Source organism: Stenotrophomonas sp. NPDC077421 (assembly GCF_049545505.1).
In the GTDB taxonomy this organism is placed as follows: Bacteria; Pseudomonadota; Gammaproteobacteria; order Xanthomonadales; family Xanthomonadaceae; genus Stenotrophomonas; species Stenotrophomonas nematodicola.
The window spans coordinates 174,917-194,104 of sequence record NZ_JBMWDP010000003.1 but is presented as its reverse complement, the minus strand read 5'-3'; the positions used below and the strand labels follow the sequence as shown (position 1 = coordinate 194,104).

Genomic DNA, 19,188 nt, shown 5'->3' with positions numbered 1-19,188 from the left:
ATCATCACCATCGAAGACGGCCTGGCCGAGAACGACTGGGCGGGCTGGAAGCTGCTGACCGACCGCATCGGCAGCAAGGTGCAGCTGGTGGGCGACGATCTGTTCGTGACCAACCCGAAGATCTTCAAGGAAGGCATCGAATCCGGCACGGCCAACGCGATCCTGATCAAGGTCAACCAGATCGGCACCCTGACCGAAACCCTGGAAGCCATCGCAATGGCGCACAGCGCCAACTACGCGGCGGTTGTGTCGCACCGTTCGGGCGAAACCGAAGACACCACCATCGCCGACATCGCCGTGGCCACCACCGCCACCCAGATCAAGACGGGCTCGCTGTGCCGCAGCGATCGCGTGGCCAAGTACAACCAGCTGCTGCGCATCGAGGAAGCTCTTGGTGCCGGCGCGCGTTACGCCGGTCGCGACGCGTTCGTGTCGCTGAAGCGCTGATCCCATGCGCGACTGGCGCTGGCTCCTGCTGGTGCTCGCGGTACTGCTGGCATGGCTGCAGTACCGCTTCTGGTTCGGCCCGGGCAATTCGGGGGAAGTGATGACGCTCGAAGCCCAGGTCGAATCCCAGAGGCGCGACAATGCCGGCCTGCAGCAGCGCAACGACGCGCTGGCTGCCGAGGTCAAGGACCTCAAGGAAGGCGAGGCGGCCATCGAAGAGCGTGCGCGCAGCGAACTGGGCATGATCAAGCCTGGTGAAAAGTTCTACCGTGTGGTCGAAGACGCCCCGGTTGCGCCGCCGCGCGCACCCACGGTGGTGGCCGACCCGGACGCCCCGCATCAGGAAATACCCTGATGGGCACCGTATGGGCAGTGGTTCCCGCCGCCGGGCGCGGCACGCGCTTCGGCGGCGCCACCCCCAAGCAGTATCTGCTGGCGGGTGATCGCGTCCTGCTGGCGCATACCCTGGAGGCGCTGTTGTCGCATCCGGTGGTCGCCGGGGTGATGGTGGTGATCGCCGACCGGGACCAGGACTGGCCCGGTTGGACCTCGCTTGCCGACAAACCGATCCTGACCTGCGTGGGCGGCGCCACCCGTGCCGGCTCGGTGCTGGCCGGCCTGCAGGCGCTGCCCGACAGCGTGCGCGCCGACGATTTCGTGCTGGTCCATGACGCCGCGCGTCCCAACCTGGCCGCGGCCGATCTGGGCCGGCTGCTGGAAGTGGGCCGCAACGATCCGGTCGGTGCGATCCTGGCCGCACCGGTACGCGACACCCTCAAACGGGCCGGCGATGACGGTGGCATCGATGCCACCGAGCCACGGGCGCGCCTGTGGCGCGCCCTGACCCCGCAGCTGTTCCGCCGCCATCAGTTGGCGCGCGCGCTGCAGGAGGCCGCCGATGCCGGCATCGAGGTCACCGACGAGGCGATGGCGATGGAGCGGCAGGGCCTGCGTCCGTTGCTGGTGGAAGGCAACGAAGACAACTTCAAAGTCACCACCCCGTCGGATCTGTCCCGTTTCGAGTTCGTGTTGTCGCGTCGCGGAATCTGATTCCGCACGCAGCTTTCATCTTGCCAAGCCGGGCATAGCCCGGCGCTACTGTCAGGTTCACGCCATGAACACCCCGTTTCCTCCCGTCCGCATCGGACAGGGCTATGACGTCCACGCCTTCGGCGCGGGCGACCACATCATGCTTGGCGGCGTCCGCGTGCCGCACACCAGCGGCGTGCTCGCGCACAGCGACGGCGATGTGATCCTGCATGCGCTGTGCGACGCCATGCTGGGCGCGCTGGCATTGGGCGATATCGGCCAGCACTTCCCGCCGTCGGACATGCGCTGGAAGGATGCCGACAGCAGCCGCTTCCTGGAGCACTGCAACAGCCTGCTGCGCGAGCGCGGCTGGCAGGTTGGCAACACCGACATCACTGTGATCTGCGAACGGCCCAAGGTCGGCCCGCATGCGCTGGCCATGCGTGAACGCATCGCCGGCCTGCTCGGGATCGCGCTGGATGCGGTCAGCGTCAAGGCCACCACCTCCGAGCAGCTCGGCTTCACCGGGCGCGGTGAAGGCATCGCCGCCCAGGCTGCCGTGCTGCTGGTGGCGCTGTGATTCCGTTGCCGTTGGCGTTCGGCGCGCCCTTGTTGACCGCGAACATCCGGACCACGCCCGAAGACTTCCAGGTCGACGAGCTGCCGGCGTTCGAGCCCAGCGGGGAGGGCGAGCACCTGCTGCTCACCCTGCGCAAGCGCGGTGCCAATACCGTGCACGTGGCCAAGGTGCTGGCCCGTTGGGCCGGGCTGCCGGACATGGCGGTCAGCTACGCCGGCATGAAGGATCGCCATGCGGTCACCACCCAGCGCTTCAGCGTGCACCTGCCCAAGCGCGTCGCGCCGGATCCGGCGCTGCTGGCTTCCGATGAGATCGAGGTCGTCGACGCGACCTGGCACAACCGCAAACTGCAGCGCGGCGCGCTCGCCGGCAACCGCTTCAGGCTGGTGCTGCGTGAGGTGCAGGGCGATGCGGCGGCCATCGACGAGCGGCTGTCGCTGATCGCCGCGCGCGGGCTGCCGAACTGGTTCGGTGAACAGCGTTTCGGTCGTGACGGTGGCAACGTGCCGGCGGCACTGGCGATGTTCGGTGGGCGTCGCATGCGTCCGGACCAGCGCTCACTGCTGCTGTCCGCCGCGCGCTCGGCCCTGTTCAACCAGGTACTGGCCGAGCGCGTCGCACAGGGCAACTGGGATGCGCCGCTGGATGGCGAGGTGTGGATGCTGGACGGCAGTCGCAGCGTATTCGGACCCGAACCGTTCACCGACCTGCTGGCTGATCGTCTGGCCCGTTTCGACATCCATCCCAGCGGCCCCTTGTGGGGCGAAGGCGAACTGCGCAGCAGCGGCGCCGCGGCCACGCTGGAGCTGGCCGCGGTCGCCGACGAACAGTCCCTTGCCCTGCGTGCCGGCCTGGAAGGCGCGCGCCTCAAGCAGGAGCGTCGCGCGCTGCGCCTGCGCCCGGCCATGCTGCAGCATCGCTGGCTGCAGCCGGACGTACTGGAGCTGAGCTTTGCCCTGCCGCCGGGCTGCTATGCCACGGCCGTCCTGCACGAACTCGGCCCGGTGCACGATGCCAGCCAGGCCGACGCCCCGTAGCGCCGGGCGCTGCCCGGCTAGCGGTTGCTCAGCAGCACCAGCACCGCGCCGGTGCCCCCCTGTCCGGCGGGGGCAGAATGAAACGCCAGCACATCGTTGCGCAGGCGCAGCAGGCGATCGACCAGGTTCTTGAGTACCGGCGCACCGCCGTCGGACTGCAGCCCCTTCCCGTGGATGATGCGCACGCAGCCATAGTCGTGCGCATGCGCTTCCTGCAGGAACTGGCGCAGCATCGCGTCGGCCTGGGCAACGGTGGCGCCGTGCAGGTCCAGCTCGTCCTGGACGGAATACTGGCCGCGCTTGAGCCGCTGGAACATGCGCGCGGGCAGGGTGTCGCGCCGGTAGCTGGCGGTATCGCCGGCCTCCAGCGGGTTGCTGTCGCGCAGCAGCCGGGCAAACTCGCCGCGCGCCGCCTGGTCATCCTGCTCGGCCATGCGCGCGCGCGGTTTCGGCCGCGGCGTGGCGGGCGGCGGCGCGGCCGGCTTCTTCAGCGGTGTGACCGCCCCGATCGCCGAGCGGAACAGCGCCGCCGGATCTTCGTCTTCAGGATGTGACATGCGTACAGCGTAATGCGAGGCGATGGCCGCTGCCTACCGTCTGCGGGGTAGGACGATCTGCCCGCATGCGGCACAATAGCTGACGCACTTGCGCGGTCGATGCTCCCCGCACGGATGAGCATCGACCCCGCCAACGCTGGAAAGTGATGGAATCGAAGTCTTGAAAAATCAAGCGGTTAAATCGCAGATGCGGATCCTGGTCAGCAATGACGACGGTGTCGATGCCCCGGGCATCCGGATGCTTGCCACGGTGCTGCGCGAGGCCGGCCATGAAGTGATGGTGGTCGCCCCCGACCGTGATCGCTCGGGGGCCAGCAACTCGCTCACCCTGGACCTGCCGATCCGGCTCAAGCGCATCGACCACTACACCTGTTCGGTCGCCGGGACGCCCACCGACTGCGTTCACCTGGCACTGACCGGGCTGCTCGAGTACGAGCCGGACATCGTGGTGTCGGGCATCAACAACGCCGCCAACCTGGGCGATGACGTCATCTATTCCGGCACGGTCTCGGCGGCGATGGAAGGGCGCTTTCTCGGTCTGCCGGCGGTGGCGGTGTCGCTGGTGACGCACAACCACGAGGCGCGCAATTTCGAGACCGCCGCGCGCGCCGCGGTGGCGATCGTGGCGCGGCTCAAGGCCGATCCACTGCCCGCCGACACCATTCTCAACGTCAACGTCCCGGACCTGCCGTGGGACCAGGTGCGCGGCTTTGAAGTCAGCCGCCTGGGCAACCGCCACCGCGCCGAAGGCTGCATTCCACAGCGCGATCCGCGCGGCAACGAGGTGTACTGGATCGGCCCGGCCGGCCGCGAACAGGATTCCGGTCCCGGCACCGACTTCCACGCCGTGCGCAACGGCTTCATCTCGATCACGCCGATCCAGGTGGACCTGACCCGGTATCAGGCGCTGGAGAAAGTCGCCAGCTGGGTGGGCGGGCTCACCGCCGTCCTGGATCGCCCGGCATGACCCAGCGCCTGCGCCTGCAGCCTGAAGCGGTCGGCATCGGCATGACGTCCCAGCGCGTGCGCGACCGGCTGGTCGACCGCCTGCGTGACGCCGGCATCGCCGACGAGGTCACGCTCAACGCGATCCGCGTCGTGCCCCGCCATCTGTTCATCGATGAGGCACTGGCATCGCGCGCCTACGAAGACACCGCATTGCCGATCGGCCACGGCCAGACCATCTCCCAGCCCTGGGTGGTGGCCCGCATGACCGAAGCGGTGCTGCAGTCCGCGCCCAGAAAAGTGCTGGAAGTCGGCACCGGCTCGGGTTACCAGGCCGCTGTACTCGGTGCGGTGGGTCTGGAGGTCTACACCGTCGAGCGCATCGGCGACCTGCTGCGGCAGGCGCGCAAGCGCTTCCGGGCGCTGGGCATGAACATCCGCAGCAAGCACGACGATGGTCGCGCGGGCTGGGCCGAGCACGGGCCGTACGGCGCCATCGTGGTCACCGCGGCCGCCCCGGCGCTGGTGGATGCGCTGGTCGAGCAACTGGCCGTGGGCGGTCGCCTGGTGGCGCCGGTGGGCGGGCCCGGCGCGCAGTCGCTGGTGCAGCTCACCCGTCGCGACGACGGCAGTGTTGAACACCAGGTATTGGCGCCGGTCACGTTCGTGCCGCTGCTGTCTGGCATGCTGGATTGATTCCAAGGAGCGTTGCGTCATGAAGATCTTTGGCCCGCTGTACGAGCGGGCGATGAAGTGGGCGGCGCATGAGCGTGCACCCACGTATCTCACGGTACTGAGCTTCATCGAGGCGATCATCTTCCCGGTGATGCCCGAGGTGATGCTTGCGCCGATGTGCGTGGCCCAGCCCAAACGTGGCTGGTGGTTCGCCACGCTCAGCCTGGCTGGCTCGATGGCCGGTGCGCTGGTGGGTTACGCGCTCGGGCATTACGCGTTCGAGGCGCTCAAGCCGGTGTTCGCCGCGTTGGGCATGCTGTCGAGCATCGAAGGCGGCATCGCGGTGGTGCAGGCCAAGATGGCCGAATCGCCGTGGGCGGTGTTCACCTTCCTGGTGCTCGGCGGGTTCATGCCGATTCCGATGAAGGTCTTCACGTGGGCTTCGGGTATTGTCGGCGTGCCGTTGCCGCAGTACTTCCTGAGCATGCTGATCGGGCGGGGCAAGCGGGTGTATGTCCTGGCGGCTGTCATCCGCATCGGCGGTCCGCGCGCGGAAGCCGCGCTGCGGCGTTGGATCGAACCGCTGGGCTGGGTCGCGACCGTGCTGGTGGTGGGCTTGGTTGCCTGGCTTGTATGGAGGTCGAAGTTCGCATGAGTGTTGATCGTATGAGCAAGGGAGCGCGCGCCGGCGCGCTGCTGCTGGTGGTGTCCGCGTTGAGCGCCTGTGGCACCGCCACCGTGGTGCGCCCCTCGGGCAGCGGCGGCACCACCGCACATCCCACGCCGCAGAGATCGGTGGCCAAGCCGGGACAGACGGCAGTGATCCGCCGGGGCGATACGCTGTACGCGCTGGCCCGCATCCACAACATCACCCCGCGTGACCTGGCGGCGTGGAACGGGCTGTCCGAGCCGTACACGATCTACCCTGGGCAGACGCTCCGGCTGTACCCCGGTGGCAGCGGCAGCCGTGCACCGACCACCGTCGTGACGGCGCCGCGCCCGGGCACCGCCCCGACGCCGGCCCCCGCGCCGGCGCCGACCACGGCGATCAGGAGCAACATCAGCTGGCGCTGGCCGGCCGATGGCGCGATCGTCGGCAAGTTCGTCGCCGGCGAGGCGACCAAGCAGGGCGTTGACATCGCCGGCAGCAGCGGCCAGCCCGTGCGCGCAACCGCCGGCGGCGTGGTGGTGTACTCCGGCGCCGGCCTGGTCGGCTTCGGTGAGCTGATCATCATCAAGCACAGCGACCAGTGGCTGTCGGCCTATGGTCACAACCGCAAGCGCCTCGTCAACGAAGGCCAGAGCGTCAAGGCAGGGGAGCAGATTGCCGAGATGGGCCGCACGGGTGCCCCGCGCGACATGCTGCACTTTGAGATCCGTTACAACGGCAAGCCGGTCGACCCGCTGCTGTACCTGCCGCCGAAGTAACCGCCGCGCCGAGCGCGGCAACCCCCGGTAGCGCCGACCGATGGTCGGCTGGCCGCGCGCAGCGCGGCAATGATCGACAGCTGCCAACGAGGCCGTCCGCATCCTCGCCAACAAAAAAGGCCGCCTGGTGGCGGCCTTTCCTGAACGGATTCCAGCAGGTTCAGCCGGTCAGGATGAATGCGGCCGCCACCTTCCGACCCTCGCTGGCGAGGATGTTGAAAGTGCGCGCGGCAGCCGGGTTGTTCATCACTTCCAGGCCGATACCGCGGGTCAGGCAGGCCGCCATCACCGCTGCTGGCGGGAACACCTGCGTGTCCCCGGTGCCCAGCACCACCAGCGCCGGATTCAACGCCAGCACCGGCTGCAGGTGGTCGGGGGTCAGTTCGGCGATGGTGGCCACCGGCCACGCCTCGATCAGCGTGTCCGGCGCCAGGATGAAACTGGAGGCCAGCGTCCGCTCGTTCACTTTCGCCGTACGGCCGTCGGCGGCACGCAGGGCGTAGGCGTAGTCGGGGATTTCGTGGCTCAGCTGCATGGGGTCTTCCGGAATCAGCCGCGCGGCAGGACGATCTGACGCTGTTCCTTGCTCGGGCGGTACAGCACGGCCACGTGGCCGATGCGCTGCACCAGGGCACTGCCGGAGGCCGCGGCCAGCTCGGCAATCATGGCGTCACGGGCCTCGCGGTCCTCGGCGGACACTTTGACTTTGACCAGTTCGTGGCGTTCCAGGACTTCGTCCAGTTCGGCCAGGAAGGCCGGCGTGACCCCCTTGCCGCCGATCTGCAGCAGGGCTTTCAGATCATGGGCGTGGCCGCGGAGGAAGCGGGTCTGGGACGAGGTCAGGGTGATGGACATTCAGGAAACAAGCGGTTAACTGGGGCGATCAGGGTATCATGACCACCCCATCCGGCCCGCATCCAATGGCAACGCGCAGCAAAAGCAGTCAACGCTGGTTGAAAGAGCACTTCTCCGACCCCTTCGTGAAGAAGGCCCAGGCCGAGGGCATGCGCTCGCGTGCGGCCTACAAACTGGAGGAGCTGCTCGAGCGTGACCGGCTGCTGAAGCCGCACATGGTCGTGGTCGACCTGGGCGCGGCCCCGGGCGGCTGGTCGCAGCAGATCCGGCGCCAGATCGGCGACACCGGCCGGGTCCTGGCCCTGGACATCCTGGAGATGCCGCCGCTGGCCGGCGTGGAGTTCCTTCACGGCGACTTCAGGGAGCAGGCCGTCCTATCGCAGTTCGAAGCCATGCTGGGGGATCAGCCGGTAGACCTTGTGCTCTCGGATATGGCCCCCAATAAAAGTGGCATGGACGCGGTCGACCAACCGCGGATGATGCACCTGGCGGAGTTGGCGATGGATTTCGCCGACCAGCACCTCAAGCCGGGTGGCGCGTTCCTGATCAAGCTGTTCCAGGGCGTGGGCTTTGACGACTACGTGCGTGAGATGCGCCGGCGTTACGACAGAGTGGTGATCCGCAAGCCTGAAGCGTCCCGAAAGCGCTCGCCCGAGGTTTACGCCCTGGGCCAGGGAAAACGCGCCCAGATCAAGTAAGCTCAACCATACGAATCGCGTCAGGAATTAAAGGAACACCGGAGCCAATGAGGATGAACGACTTGACCAAGAACCTCCTGCTATGGGTGGTCGTCGCCGTCGTGCTGATGGTGGTTTTCCAGAGCTTCTCGCCTAAGAGCAGCGGCGCTGGCGCACAGGGCACGACCTACTCGCAGTTCCTCGACCAGGTGGACAGCGGCAACGTCCAGAAGGTCACGCTGGGCGGCGACGCCCGTGGCGCGACCACCGAGATCTCCTACACCACCCGCGGTGGCCAGTCGGCCACCATCAGCGCGCCGTACGATCGCGACCTGATCAATGTGCTGCGCGGCAAGGGCGTGGAAATTGCCCAGGAAGCGCCGTCGAGCGGCATTTCGTTCGTCTCCATCCTGATGAACTTCCTTCCGGTGATCCTGATCATCGGCTTCTGGATCTTCATCATGCGCCAGATGCAGGGCGGTGGCGGTGGTGCCAAGGGCGCGATGTCCTTCGGCAAGTCCCGCGCCAAACTGCAGGGCGAAGACCAGATCAAGGTCACCTTCGCCGACGTCGCCGGCTGCGACGAGGCCAAGGAAGAAGTCGGCGAGCTGGTCGACTTCCTGCGTGATCCGACCAAGTTCACCAAGCTGGGCGGCAAGATTCCGCGCGGCGTGTTGATGGTGGGCCCGCCCGGTACCGGCAAGACCCTGCTGGCGCGCGCCATCGCAGGCGAAGCCAAGGTGCCGTTCTTCTCGATCTCCGGTTCGGACTTCGTGGAAATGTTCGTCGGTGTCGGCGCCAGCCGCGTCCGCGACATGTTCGAGCAGGCCAAGAAGCATGCGCCGTGCATCATCTTCATCGACGAGATCGACGCCGTCGGCCGCCATCGTGGCGCCGGCCTGGGCGGCGGTCATGATGAGCGCGAGCAGACCCTGAACCAGTTGCTGGTCGAAATGGACGGCTTCGAGGGAGGCGAGGGCGTGATCGTCATCGCCGCCACCAACCGTCCCGACGTGCTGGACCCGGCGCTGCTGCGTCCGGGCCGCTTCGACCGCCAGGTGGTGGTGGGCCTGCCGGACGTCAAGGGTCGCGAGCAGATCCTCAAGGTGCATATGCGCAAGCTGCCGCTGGCCGACGACGTCGTGCCGATGGTGATCGCGCGCGGTACGCCGGGCTTCTCTGGCGCGGACCTGGCCAACCTCTGCAACGAGGCGGCGCTGTTCGCCGCCCGCGGCAACGAGAAGGAAGTCCGCATGGACCACTTCGACCGTGCCCGCGACAAGATCTTGATGGGCGCCGAGCGCCGTTCGATGGCGATGAGCGAGGAAGAAAAGACGCTGACCGCCTACCATGAAGCCGGCCATGCCATCGTCGGCCGCCTGGTGCCCGAGCATGATCCGGTCTACAAGGTCACGATCATTCCGCGCGGCCGAGCGCTGGGCGTGACCATGTACCTGCCGGAAGGCGACAAGTACTCGATGAACCGCGTGGCGATCGAATCGCAGCTGTGCTCGCTGTACGGCGGCCGCGTTGCCGAAGAGCTGATCTTCGGTGCCGACAAGGTCACCACCGGCGCATCCAACGACATCGAGCGTGCCACCAAAATGGCCCGCAACATGGTCACCAAGTGGGGCCTGTCCGAGCAGCTCGGCCCGATCGCCTATGGCGAAGAGGACGATGAGGTGTTCCTGGGCCGTTCGGTCACCCAGCACAAGAGCGTGTCCGACGATACCGCGCGCCGCATCGATGAAGTCGTGCGCAGCATTCTGGACAAGGCCTACGCCCGCACCACCGAGCTGCTGACGGCCAACCTCGACAAGCTGCACACGATGTCCCAGTTGCTGCTGCAGTACGAGACCATCGACGCGCCGCAGATCGATGCGATCATGGAAGGCCGCGATCCGCCGCCGCCGGCCGGTTGGGGCAAGTCCAACAAGGACGGTGGCAGCAACAATGACAAGGGCGGCGACGCCCGTCCGCTGCCGCCGATCGCCGGTCCTGCCGAGCAGCACTGAGCGGGCAATGCCTGAACGACGAAGGCCGGGGAAACCCGGCCTTCGTCGTTTCCGTACAGGCTGCGACAGAGCCGCGCAGGGCCGTCGCCCGACCCGGGCGCGGGTCATAATGGCGACCCGTTTTCGCTTCCGTCCCGGAGTCGCCATGTCCATCCCCCCGCCGCAGCCGATCTCGCACACCGCCGAAATGGTGATCGCCACGATCGTGGGCGTGGGCATCGGCCTGGCCCGCGACAACCTGCTGCTCGGTGCCGGCATCGGCATCGCCGTCGGCGTGCTGTTGAGCATCGCCAAGACCCTGTACGTGGAGCGCAGGCGCCGCCAGCGCTGACCCCGGCAGCCGGCCCTGCGGGCCGGCGTAAACTACCCGCTGGCGTACTTTGTGGAACGGCCCATGTTCGATATTTCTCCCCAGCTGGACTGCGCTGGCCGCGTACTGCGGCTGGACCGTCCGCGCGTAATGGGCATCGTCAACGTCACCCCGGATTCCTTCTCCGACGGTGGCGCGCACAACACGGTGGACGCTGCGGTGGCGCATGGCCTGCAACTGGTGGCCGAGGGCGCGGACCTGCTGGATATCGGCGGCGAATCGACCCGGCCCGGCAGTGCGCCGGTGCCGCTGGACGAGGAGCTGCGCCGGGTGGTGCCGGTCATCGAGGCGCTGGCGCGCCAGACCCCCGTGCCCATCAGCATCGACACCTTCAAGCCAGACGTGATGCGTGCGGCGGTGGCGGCGGGCGCCGGCATGATCAATGACATCCGTGCACTGCGCCAGGAAGGGGCGCTCGCGGCGGCCGCCGACCTCGACGTGCCGGTCGTGCTGATGCACATGCAGGGTGAGCCGGGCAGCATGCAGGACACGCCGCACTACGACGATGTCGTGGCCGAGGTCCACCGCTTCCTGGCCGAGCGCCTGTTCGCCGCTGAGATGGCGGGCATCGCCAGGAAGCACCTGGTTATCGACCTGGGCTTCGGCTTCGGCAAGACCACCGAGCACAACATGACGCTGCTGGCGCGCTCTGAGCGGTTCCTGGAGCTGGGCGTGCCGATGCTGGCCGGCCTGTCGCGCAAGCGCAGCATCGGCGAACTGACCGGCCGCGAGTCGCCGCGCGAGCGCGTGGCCGGTTCGGTCGCCGCGCACCTGATCGCGGCCCAGCGCGGCGCGATGCTGCTGCGCGTCCACGATGTCGCCGCCACCGTCGATGCGCTCAAGGTATGGGCAGCCGTGGCCGCAGTGCCGGCGGTGCGCCTGGAGGCAAAGCCGGCGATGCCGCGCTGGCCGGACGAGGACTGATGGCCGCCGATACCCGCCCCCTGGCGATCGCCCTGATGGGGCCGACGGCCTCGGGCAAGACGGCCACCGCCATCGCGCTGGCCCGCCAGCTGGACGGTGAGATCGTCAGCGTCGATTCGGCGCTGGTCTATCGGGGTCTGGACATCGGCTCGGCCAAACCCGATGCCATCGAGCGGGCGCAGGCACCGCATCATCTGCTGGACCTGCGCGATCCGTGGCAGACGTACTCGGCCGCCGAGTTCGCCGCCGACGCCGGCCGGGCGGTGGCCGACATCGTGGCGCGCGGCAAGCTGCCGATCCTTGCCGGCGGTACCGGGCTGTACTTCCGCGCCCTGCTGCAGGGCCTGTCGCCGATGCCGCAGGCCGATCCGGCCGTCCGCGCCGGCATCGCCGCCGAGGCGGCCGAGCACGGCTGGGCGGCGATGCACGCGCATCTGGGCGAGGTCGATCCTGCCGCCGCTGCGCGCATTCATGCCACCGACCCACAACGCATCCAACGTGCGCTCGAAGTCTTTCGCCTGACCGGCCGCCCGATCAGCGAGTGGCAGAAGCTGCCAGGCGTGGACCGCCTGCCGGTACGCGCGTTGAAGCTGGTGCTGGCGCCGCGCGAGCGCAGCGTCCTGCACCAGCGGATTGCGACCCGCTTCGACGCCATGCTCGCCCACGGCTTTCTCGATGAAGTGCGCGCCCTGCGCGCGCTGCCGGCGATGGCCCAGGTGGCGACGCCGCTGGACCTGCCGGCGATCCGTGCGGTCGGCTATCGGCAGGCGTGGGAGTACCTGGACGGGCAGGGCAGCGCCGCCGAGTTCCGCGACCGGGGCATTTACGCCACCCGCCAGTTGGCCAAACGGCAGCTGACCTGGCTGAGGGGCGAACTTGATGCCCGCTGGTTCGACCCGCATATCGACCGTGCTTCTCTGGCGGACGCGGTTTCGACCTTTGTCGGTCGCTGACACCACGCCTTCACGCGCCCACCCCGTGTACCATCAAGGATTCCAGTGGGCGGCGGGGGCCGCGTCAACTGCTGGACAACCATAAAAACAATAATCAGGAGTGTGCAATGTCCAAGGGGCAATCGCTGCAGGATCCGTTTCTGAATGCACTTCGGCGCGAGCGCGTGCCGGTATCGGTGTATCTGGTCAATGGCATCAAATTGCAGGGCACGATTGAATCGTTCGACCAGTTCGTGGTCCTGCTGCGCAATACGGTCAGCCAGATGGTGTACAAGCACGCCATTTCGACCGTGGTGCCGGCGCGCAATGTGCGGGTCGGGCCGGGCGGTGGTTATGTGCAGTCCAACGAAGGTGGCGCCGAAGGCGCCCAAGGTGAAGAAGACGTTGAGTGACAGGTTGAGCAATACGGGAGAACTGCGTGTTTGATCGTTCCAAGCGAGGCGAACACGCGCTCCTGATCCAGCCGCATGCCGGCCGGCTCGAAGAAGACGTGCTGGAAGAGTTCACCGATCTGGCCCGCTCGGCCGGGGCCACCATCGCGGCGACCCTGACCGCGCGCATCGATCGCCCCAACCCGTCGATTCTGATCGGGTCCGGCAAGCTGGACGAGATCAAGGCGGCGGCCGAGGCCACCGGGGCGGATCTGGTGCTGGTCAACCATGCGCTGTCGCCGTCGCAGGAGCGCAACCTGGAGCGGTTCCTGGAGCGCCGCGTGATCGACCGCACCGGGTTGATCCTGGATATTTTCGCCCAGCGTGCGCACAGCCACGAAGGCAAGCTGCAGGTCGAGCTGGCGCAGCTGCGCCACATGGCCACGCGGCTGGTGCGCGGCTGGACCCACCTGGAGCGTCAGCGTGGTGGTGCCATCGGCCTGCGCGGCCCGGGCGAAACCCAGCTGGAAACCGATCGCCGCCTGCTGCAGAAGCGGGTCGAACAGCTGCAGAAGCGGCTCGAGAAGGTCGAAGTGCAGCGCACCCAGATGCGCCGTGCCCGCGTGCGCAGCGAACTGCCGCGTGTGGCGCTGGTGGGGTACACCAATGCCGGCAAATCGACGCTGTTCAATGCGCTGACCGGCGCTGAAGCCTACGCCGCCGACAAGCTGTTCGCGACCCTGGATCCGACCGTGCGCCGCATTGCGGTCCCCGGTGGCAACGTGGTGCTGGCCGATACCGTGGGCTTTGTGCGCGATCTGCCGCACGAGCTGGTGGCCGCGTTCCGCGCGACCCTGAGTGAAGCGCGCGAGGCCGACTTCCTGCTGCATGTGGTGGACGCGGCCGATCCGCATCGCGAAGAACGCATCGCCCAGGTCGACGACGTGCTCAACGAGGTGGGCGCGGGCGAATTGCCGCAGTTGCTGGTGTTCAACAAGATCGACCGCATCGAGGGCAGCGAGGTGCGCCACGACGCACAGGACGGCATCCCCGACACGGCGCGCCGCGAACGTGTCTGGATCTCGGCCCGTGACGGCCTGGGACTGGACCTGCTGCAGTCGGTGCTGGGCAAGCGCCTGGGCCTGCAGCATGTGACCGGCGACCTGCGCCTGCCGCCCAGTGCCGGCCGCCTGCGGTCGCGCCTGCACCGTCTGGAGGTGGTCCGCAGCGAGCAGGCCGACGAGGACGGCTGGCTGCTCAGCGTGGAGATTCCGATCGCCGAGGCCGAAAAACTGGCCGCAGGCGAGGGGGGCGAGCCGATCCGCGCGCTGCTGCCGGAGAAGGTGCCCGAATGGTGACGGCGCGACACACCGTCGCACCGTCATGGCACGACAGCACGCCGGTTTTCGGCTAAAACGGGGGCTGTGCCCCTGTTGATCCTGGACCCCCATGACCGTTCCCTCCGATGCCGACCTGGGCGTTCTCGCCCGTGACGTCGGCCAGCGCCTGCAGCAGGCTGCGCTGCAGCTGGTCACCGCCGAAAGCTGCAGTGGCGGCTGGATCGCCAAGGCCATGACCGATGTGGCCGGCTCGTCGGCGTTCTTCGACTGCGGCATGGTCGTCTACAGCTACGAAGCCAAGCAGCGCCTGCTCGGCGTGCGCGCGCAGACACTGGAGCAGTTCGGCGCGGTCAGCCGGGAAACCGTGCTGGAAATGGTCTCTGGCGCGCTGGTCAATTCCGGCGCGGGGATGGCGGTGGCCGTCACCGGTATCGCCGGTCCCGGCGGCGGCAGCCCCGACAAGCCGGTGGGGAGTGTCTGGATCGGCTGGAAGCAGCGTGGCGGCTATGCGCGCGCGCAGCTCTTCCAGTTCGACGGCGACCGCGAAGCCATACGGCGGCAGACCGTGCACCAGGCGCTGACGGGAATCTTCCCGCCGGTGTGACATCCTGAGCGCGTGTGCCGACAGGAGTGAGCGCAATGTGGGAAACGCTGGGAACCGTGCGCGACCTGGGGCGATTGCAGGAAATCGCCTCGGTCCTGATCCGCTATGGCTTCGGCGACCTGGTACGCCGGATCGGCCTGGCCGACGTCCTCGAACGGGCCGGGCGCCTGCTGCACTGGAACGACACCCAGCAGATGCTGCGCATGACCGCGCCGGTGCGGGTGCGCCGCGCGATGGAAGACCTCGGCCCCACCTTCGTCAAACTCGGCCAGGTGCTGGCCACCCGCGTGGACCTGTTCCCGCCCGACTGGATCGCCGAATTCTCCGAGCTGCAGAACGCGGTGCCGGCGCTGCCGTATGCGCAGGTGCGCGATCAGCTCGAACGCGATCTGGGCGCCCCGGCCAGCGAGGTGTTTGCCTGGCTCGATGAAACCCCGATGGCCGCCGCATCGCTGGCGCAGGCGCATCGCGCGACCCTGCATGATGGCTCGGCCGTGGTGCTCAAGATCCGTCGACCCGGTATCCGCGAGGTGATCGAGGCCGACCTGCGCCTGCTGGCGCGTCTGGCGGAGATCGTCGAAGCGCGGCTGCCGGACCTGCGCCGCTACCGCCCTTCGGAAGTGGTGCAGCAGTTCCAGACCTCGTTGCGGCGCGAACTGGATTTCGCCGCCGAATGCCGCAATGCCGAGCGCATCGCGCGCAATTTCCACGGGCGGCAGGACATCTTCATTCCGGCCGTGCACTGGCAGTGGACCTGCGAGAGCCTGAACGTCCAGGACTTCGTGGATGGCATCCCGGGGCGGGATCTGGCGGGCGTCGATGCCGCCGGCCTGGACCGGGTGCAGCTGGCGCGCACCGGCGCCGGGATCATCCTCAAAATGGTGCTGCAGGACGGCGCGTTTCATGCCGATCCACATCCCGGCAACATCATCTACCTGCGTGACGGCCGGATCGGGGTCATCGACTTCGGTATGGTCGGCGCATTGTCCGAGCAGCGTCGCTTCCAGGTCGCGCAGCTGCTGCATGGGCTGGTGACCCAGGAGCCCGAGCCGGTCATGGACGTGCTGCTGGACTGGGCCGGTGGCGTGGACGTGGACGAAGCCCGCCTGCAGCAGGACATCAGTACCTTCGTCGACCAGTACCGTGGCGTGCCGCTGAAGGACCTGCACATGGGCCTGATGCTGGGCGATGTGACGCAGCTCCTGCGCCAGTACGCCCTGACCCTGCCGGCCGACCTCGCGCTGATGATCAAGACCTTCCTGACCCTGGAAGGCATGGGCCGCCAGCTCGATCCACAGTTCGACATGGCGACCGCCGCGCGCCCGTACCTGGAACGGGTGATGTGGCAGCGCTATGCGCCGGCGGCGATGCTCAAGCGTGGCAAGCGCAGCCTGCTCGGGGCGATGGACCTGATGGGCGACCTGCCGCGCGATGTCCGCCGGCTGCTGCAGATGGCGCGCAACGGGCGCCTCCAGGTCAAGGTCGAGACCCGTGCCCTGGAAGGGTTTGGCGACCAGGTCAACCGGGCCGCCAACCGGCTGGTGATGGGTATCGTGACGGCGGCGTTGATCATCGGCTCCTCGATCGTGATGCACAGCGTGGGCGGGGTCTCCAGCCGCTGGCTGCTGGCGCTGGGTGTGGCCGGCTTCGTCGGTGCCGGCTTCTGCGGCGTGTGGATCCTGTTCTCGATCTGGCGCTCCGGGCGCAATCCCTGACGCCCCGGACCGGACGGTGCCGCAGGCAACGCCGACCGTTGGTCGGCTGCCGGTCGCCCGGTCTGTGCAGGCACTTGCGCACCCCTGGCCTTAGTAGTAATACTACTAATCATGGACCTGACCGACACCCAGCAGGCGATCCTGCAGTTGATCGCCGAGCGTATCCAGACCGATGGCGCACCGCCCTCCCAGGCGGAAATCGCCCGTGCCTTCGGCTTCAAGGGCGTACGCGCCGCGCAGTACCACCTGGAGGCGCTGGAGCAGGCGGGGGCGATCCGTCGCATCCCCGGCCAGGCGCGCGGCATCCGGCTGGTGCAGGCGCCGCCGCTGCAGGACGGTCTGCCTGGTTCGCTGGCCGCAGCCGCACTCCCGGACCATGTGCTGCGCCTGCCGGTCCTCGGCCGGGTTGCGGCCGGTCTGCCGATCGGGGCGGACATCGGCTCGGACGATTTCGTGGTGCTGGACCGGGTGTTCTTCTCGCCTGCACCGGATTACCTGCTGAAGGTGCAGGGCGACTCGATGATCGACGAGGGCATCTTCGATGGCGACCTGATCGGCGTGCATCGCACCCGTGACGCCCGGTCGGGGCAGATCGTGGTCGCCCGCATCGATGACGAGATCACGGTCAAGCTGCTGAAGATGGGCAAGGACCGCATCCGGCTCCTGCCTCGCAACCCCGACTACAAGCCGATCGAGGTGTTGCCCGACCAGGACTTCGCCATCGAAGGCCTCTATTGCGGACTGCTGCGGCCCAACCGCTAGGTCCTGATGCTGTTGAAACACGCGCGGTCTTTGTGGCGATTCTCTGGTTCCGCTGAGGTTGGTACGGATGTCCGATAATTTTTTTCCGAACGCCGGGCAGAATCTCAGCCTGTGCGATACGCCAACCTTAAAGTGACCCCGTGGCCAAGAAGACTCCCAAAGAAAGCACCTCCAACGACATGACCTCTGCAAGGACCAATACGATGGACGAGAACAAAAAGCGTGCGTTGACCGCCGCCCTGAGCCAGATCGAGAAGCAGTTCGGCAAGGGCTCGGTCATGCGCATGGGTGACCGCGTCATCGAAGCGGTCGAGGTCATCCCCACCGGTTCGCTGATGCTGGACATCGCGCTCGGCATCGGTGGCCTGCCCAAGGGGCGTGTCGTGGAGATCTACGGTCCGGAATCCTCGGGCAAGACCACCCTGACCCTGCAGGCGATCGCCGAGTGCCAGAAGAAGGGCGGTACCGCCGCCTTCATCGACGCCGAGCATGCGCTGGACCCGATCTACGCCGCCAAGCTGGGCGTGAACGTCGATGATCTGCTGCTGTCCCAGCCCGATACCGGCGAGCAGGCACTGGAAATCGCCGACATGCTGGTGCGTTCCGGTTCGGTGGACATCGTGGTGGTCGATTCGGTCGCCGCGCTGACCCCCAAGGCGGAAATCGAAGGCGAAATGGGCGACCAGCTGCCGGGCCTGCAGGCCCGCCTGATGAGCCAGGCGCTGCGCAAGCTGACCGGCAACATCAAGCGCTCCAATACCCTGGTGGTGTTCATCAACCAGCTGCGCATGAAAATCGGCGTGATGATGCCGGGCCAGAGCCCGGAAGTGACGACCGGCGGCAACGCGCTGAAGTTCTACGCCTCGGTGCGCCTGGACATCCGTCGTATCGGCGCCATCAAGAAGGGCGACGAGATCATCGGCAACCAGACCAAGATCAAGGTCGTCAAGAACAAGCTGGCACCGCCGTTCAAGCAGGTCATCACCGAAATCCTCTATGGCGAGGGCATCAGCCGCGAGGGCGAACTGATCGACATGGGCGTGGAAGCCAAGCTGGTCGAGAAGGCCGGCGCCTGGTACAGCTACGGTGAAGAGCGCATCGGTCAGGGCAAGGACAACGCCCGTGGTTACCTGCGCGACAACCCGCAGGTTGCCCAGCGCCTGGAAGCCGAGCTGCGCGAGAAGTTCCAGCCGGCCGAAGCGGTCCGCGAGGGTGGTGACGACGACGGCGACGACGCCGAGTGAGTTTCCTGCGGGGCAGGGCGGCGCCGTCAGTGACGCTTGCCCTGTCCCGCGGTTTCAGTATTCCCCCGACGGGGGGAGCGCCAGGGACGGCGCATTTCATCGAAGGTGGTCATGCACGATTCCGATGCCCCGGCACCCGGCCGCAAGCGCCGTGTCCGCGAACAGACCCCGGTCCAGCGAGCGCTGGGCCTGCTGGTCCGCCGTGAGCACTCGCGCAAGGAGTTGACCCGCAAGCTGCAGGCCCGCGGCATCGAGACCGAGGCGGCCGAAGCGGCCGTGGACAAGCTCAGCGAGGCCGGCTGGCAGGACGACACCCGGTTCGCCGAGAACCTGGTGCGCATCCGCGCCAGTACCGGCTACGGCCCCCTGCATATCCGCGCGGAGCTGGGCACCCACGGGCTGGACAGCGAGCAGGTCGCGGCCGCGCTGGCGACCTTCGAGGGCGATTGGACCGAGAACGCCCGCGATCTGGTCCGGCGCCGGTTCGGCGATGCCGGCCCGCAGGAGCTGCCACAGCGGCGCAAGGCGGCCGATCTGCTTGCCCGCCGTGGGTTCGATGGCGACAGCATCCGCCGGGCGACCCGTTACGACCCAGAGGACTGAGCGGCCCGGGCCTGATACCCTTTGTGGTTTCGGCGGTCCTGCGAGGGACCGACCGGC

General features: G+C 67.7%; 23 protein-coding genes and 1 pseudogene. 21 read left to right on the top strand and 3 right to left on the bottom strand.

The window, feature by feature from the left end; all coding sequences use genetic code 11:
- From eno to truD, 5 genes and pseudogenes are all read left to right on the top strand, one after another.
- Positions 1 to 447 (top strand): annotated as a pseudogene (eno, locus tag ACPEH1_RS03230) (phosphopyruvate hydratase); the annotation flags it as partial.
- Between the two features lie 4 nt (positions 448 to 451).
- Positions 452 to 802 carry a cell division protein FtsB gene (gene ftsB, locus ACPEH1_RS03225; RefSeq protein ID WP_017355622.1) on the top strand — a complete coding sequence of 117 codons (351 nt, stop codon included), beginning with the start codon at positions 452 to 454 and terminating at the stop codon, positions 800 to 802.
- Positions 802 to 1,497: a 2-C-methyl-D-erythritol 4-phosphate cytidylyltransferase gene (gene ispD, locus ACPEH1_RS03220; RefSeq protein ID WP_017355621.1), complete on the top strand. Its 696-nt coding sequence runs from the start codon at positions 802 to 804 to the stop codon at positions 1,495 to 1,497. The genes ftsB and ispD overlap by 1 nt, the downstream gene beginning before the upstream one ends.
- Positions 1,498 to 1,561: 64 nt before the next feature.
- The gene (gene ispF, locus ACPEH1_RS03215) at positions 1,562 to 2,056 is read left to right on the top strand and encodes a 2-C-methyl-D-erythritol 2,4-cyclodiphosphate synthase (protein ID WP_153164316.1); all 495 of its coding nucleotides are present in this window, start codon (positions 1,562 to 1,564) and stop codon (positions 2,054 to 2,056) included.
- Positions 2,053 to 3,093 carry a tRNA pseudouridine(13) synthase TruD gene (truD, locus tag ACPEH1_RS03210; RefSeq protein ID WP_017355619.1) on the top strand — a complete coding sequence of 347 codons (1,041 nt, stop codon included), beginning with the start codon at positions 2,053 to 2,055 and terminating at the stop codon, positions 3,091 to 3,093. The genes ispF and truD overlap by 4 nt, the downstream gene beginning before the upstream one ends.
- Before the next feature lie 17 nt (positions 3,094 to 3,110).
- Here truD and ACPEH1_RS03205 read toward each other — a convergent pair whose 3' ends face one another.
- Positions 3,111 to 3,650, bottom strand: a complete 540-nt coding sequence (locus ACPEH1_RS03205; RefSeq protein WP_136006373.1) for a Smr/MutS family protein — start codon at positions 3,648 to 3,650, stop codon at positions 3,111 to 3,113.
- Between the two features lie 187 nt (positions 3,651 to 3,837).
- Here ACPEH1_RS03205 and surE point away from each other — a divergent pair, with 187 nt between their 5' ends.
- Genes surE through ACPEH1_RS03185 form a run of 4 tightly spaced genes read left to right on the top strand, consistent with a single transcriptional unit; the run spans position 3,838 to position 6,698 of the window.
- The gene (surE, locus tag ACPEH1_RS03200) at positions 3,838 to 4,617 is read left to right on the top strand and encodes a 5'/3'-nucleotidase SurE (protein ID WP_136006375.1); all 780 of its coding nucleotides are present in this window, start codon (positions 3,838 to 3,840) and stop codon (positions 4,615 to 4,617) included.
- Positions 4,614 to 5,291 (top strand): protein-L-isoaspartate(D-aspartate) O-methyltransferase, encoded by a 678-nt coding sequence (locus tag ACPEH1_RS03195; RefSeq protein ID WP_423715213.1) that lies wholly within the window; start codon positions 4,614 to 4,616, stop codon positions 5,289 to 5,291. Before surE ends, ACPEH1_RS03195 begins: the two co-directional genes overlap by 4 nt.
- A gap of 19 nt (positions 5,292 to 5,310) precedes the next feature.
- Complete coding sequence (locus ACPEH1_RS03190; protein ID WP_136006378.1) at positions 5,311 to 5,925, top strand: YqaA family protein; 615 nt, start codon at positions 5,311 to 5,313, stop codon at positions 5,923 to 5,925.
- Positions 5,922 to 6,698, top strand: a complete 777-nt coding sequence (locus ACPEH1_RS03185; protein WP_136006380.1) for a peptidoglycan DD-metalloendopeptidase family protein — start codon at positions 5,922 to 5,924, stop codon at positions 6,696 to 6,698. Before ACPEH1_RS03190 ends, ACPEH1_RS03185 begins: the two co-directional genes overlap by 4 nt.
- 160 nt (positions 6,699 to 6,858) lie before the next feature.
- Here ACPEH1_RS03185 and ACPEH1_RS03180 read toward each other — a convergent pair whose 3' ends face one another.
- Entirely contained in the window at positions 6,859 to 7,233 is a 375-nt protein-coding gene (locus tag ACPEH1_RS03180) for an Mth938-like domain-containing protein (RefSeq protein ID WP_017357614.1), read from the bottom strand.
- 14 nt (positions 7,234 to 7,247) lie between these two features.
- Positions 7,248 to 7,553 carry a ribosome assembly RNA-binding protein YhbY gene (yhbY, locus tag ACPEH1_RS03175; RefSeq protein ID WP_017357613.1) on the bottom strand — a complete coding sequence of 102 codons (306 nt, stop codon included), beginning with the start codon at positions 7,551 to 7,553 and terminating at the stop codon, positions 7,248 to 7,250.
- Between the two features lie 65 nt (positions 7,554 to 7,618).
- Between yhbY and rlmE the strand changes: the two genes are divergently transcribed.
- From rlmE to recX, 12 genes are all read left to right on the top strand, one after another.
- Complete coding sequence (gene rlmE, locus ACPEH1_RS03170; RefSeq protein WP_017357612.1) at positions 7,619 to 8,251, top strand: 23S rRNA (uridine(2552)-2'-O)-methyltransferase RlmE; 633 nt, start codon at positions 7,619 to 7,621, stop codon at positions 8,249 to 8,251.
- Between the two features lie 53 nt (positions 8,252 to 8,304).
- Positions 8,305 to 10,245 carry an ATP-dependent zinc metalloprotease FtsH gene (ftsH, locus tag ACPEH1_RS03165; RefSeq protein ID WP_017357611.1) on the top strand — a complete coding sequence of 647 codons (1,941 nt, stop codon included), beginning with the start codon at positions 8,305 to 8,307 and terminating at the stop codon, positions 10,243 to 10,245.
- A gap of 145 nt (positions 10,246 to 10,390) precedes the next feature.
- Complete coding sequence (locus ACPEH1_RS03160; RefSeq protein ID WP_017357610.1) at positions 10,391 to 10,576, top strand: hypothetical protein; 186 nt, start codon at positions 10,391 to 10,393, stop codon at positions 10,574 to 10,576.
- Positions 10,577 to 10,639: 63 nt separating this feature from the next.
- On the top strand, positions 10,640 to 11,539 hold the full coding sequence (gene folP / locus ACPEH1_RS03155; RefSeq protein ID WP_287249858.1) for a dihydropteroate synthase: 900 nt from the start codon (positions 10,640 to 10,642) through the stop codon (positions 11,537 to 11,539).
- The gene (gene miaA / locus ACPEH1_RS03150) at positions 11,539 to 12,492 is read left to right on the top strand and encodes a tRNA (adenosine(37)-N6)-dimethylallyltransferase MiaA (RefSeq protein ID WP_136006388.1); all 954 of its coding nucleotides are present in this window, start codon (positions 11,539 to 11,541) and stop codon (positions 12,490 to 12,492) included. The genes folP and miaA overlap by 1 nt, the downstream gene beginning before the upstream one ends.
- A gap of 107 nt (positions 12,493 to 12,599) precedes the next feature.
- Complete coding sequence (gene hfq, locus ACPEH1_RS03145; RefSeq protein WP_017357646.1) at positions 12,600 to 12,884, top strand: RNA chaperone Hfq; 285 nt, start codon at positions 12,600 to 12,602, stop codon at positions 12,882 to 12,884.
- Between the two features lie 26 nt (positions 12,885 to 12,910).
- On the top strand, positions 12,911 to 14,221 hold the full coding sequence (hflX, locus tag ACPEH1_RS03140) for a ribosome rescue GTPase HflX (RefSeq protein ID WP_136006390.1): 1,311 nt from the start codon (positions 12,911 to 12,913) through the stop codon (positions 14,219 to 14,221).
- A 91-nt stretch (positions 14,222 to 14,312) separates the two neighbouring features.
- Complete coding sequence (locus ACPEH1_RS03135; protein WP_017357644.1) at positions 14,313 to 14,807, top strand: CinA family protein; 495 nt, start codon at positions 14,313 to 14,315, stop codon at positions 14,805 to 14,807.
- A 35-nt stretch (positions 14,808 to 14,842) separates the two neighbouring features.
- Positions 14,843 to 16,522 (top strand): 2-polyprenylphenol 6-hydroxylase, encoded by a 1,680-nt coding sequence (ubiB, locus tag ACPEH1_RS03130; protein WP_017357643.1) that lies wholly within the window; start codon positions 14,843 to 14,845, stop codon positions 16,520 to 16,522.
- 111 nt (positions 16,523 to 16,633) lie between these two features.
- Complete coding sequence (gene lexA, locus ACPEH1_RS03125; RefSeq protein WP_017357642.1) at positions 16,634 to 17,284, top strand: transcriptional repressor LexA; 651 nt, start codon at positions 16,634 to 16,636, stop codon at positions 17,282 to 17,284.
- Between the two features lie 203 nt (positions 17,285 to 17,487).
- Positions 17,488 to 18,528: a recombinase RecA gene (gene recA / locus ACPEH1_RS03120; protein WP_026071041.1), complete on the top strand. Its 1,041-nt coding sequence runs from the start codon at positions 17,488 to 17,490 to the stop codon at positions 18,526 to 18,528.
- Positions 18,529 to 18,639: 111 nt separating this feature from the next.
- Positions 18,640 to 19,131 carry a recombination regulator RecX gene (recX, locus tag ACPEH1_RS03115; protein ID WP_136006396.1) on the top strand — a complete coding sequence of 164 codons (492 nt, stop codon included), beginning with the start codon at positions 18,640 to 18,642 and terminating at the stop codon, positions 19,129 to 19,131.
- The last annotated feature ends 57 nt before the right edge of the window (positions 19,132 to 19,188 follow it).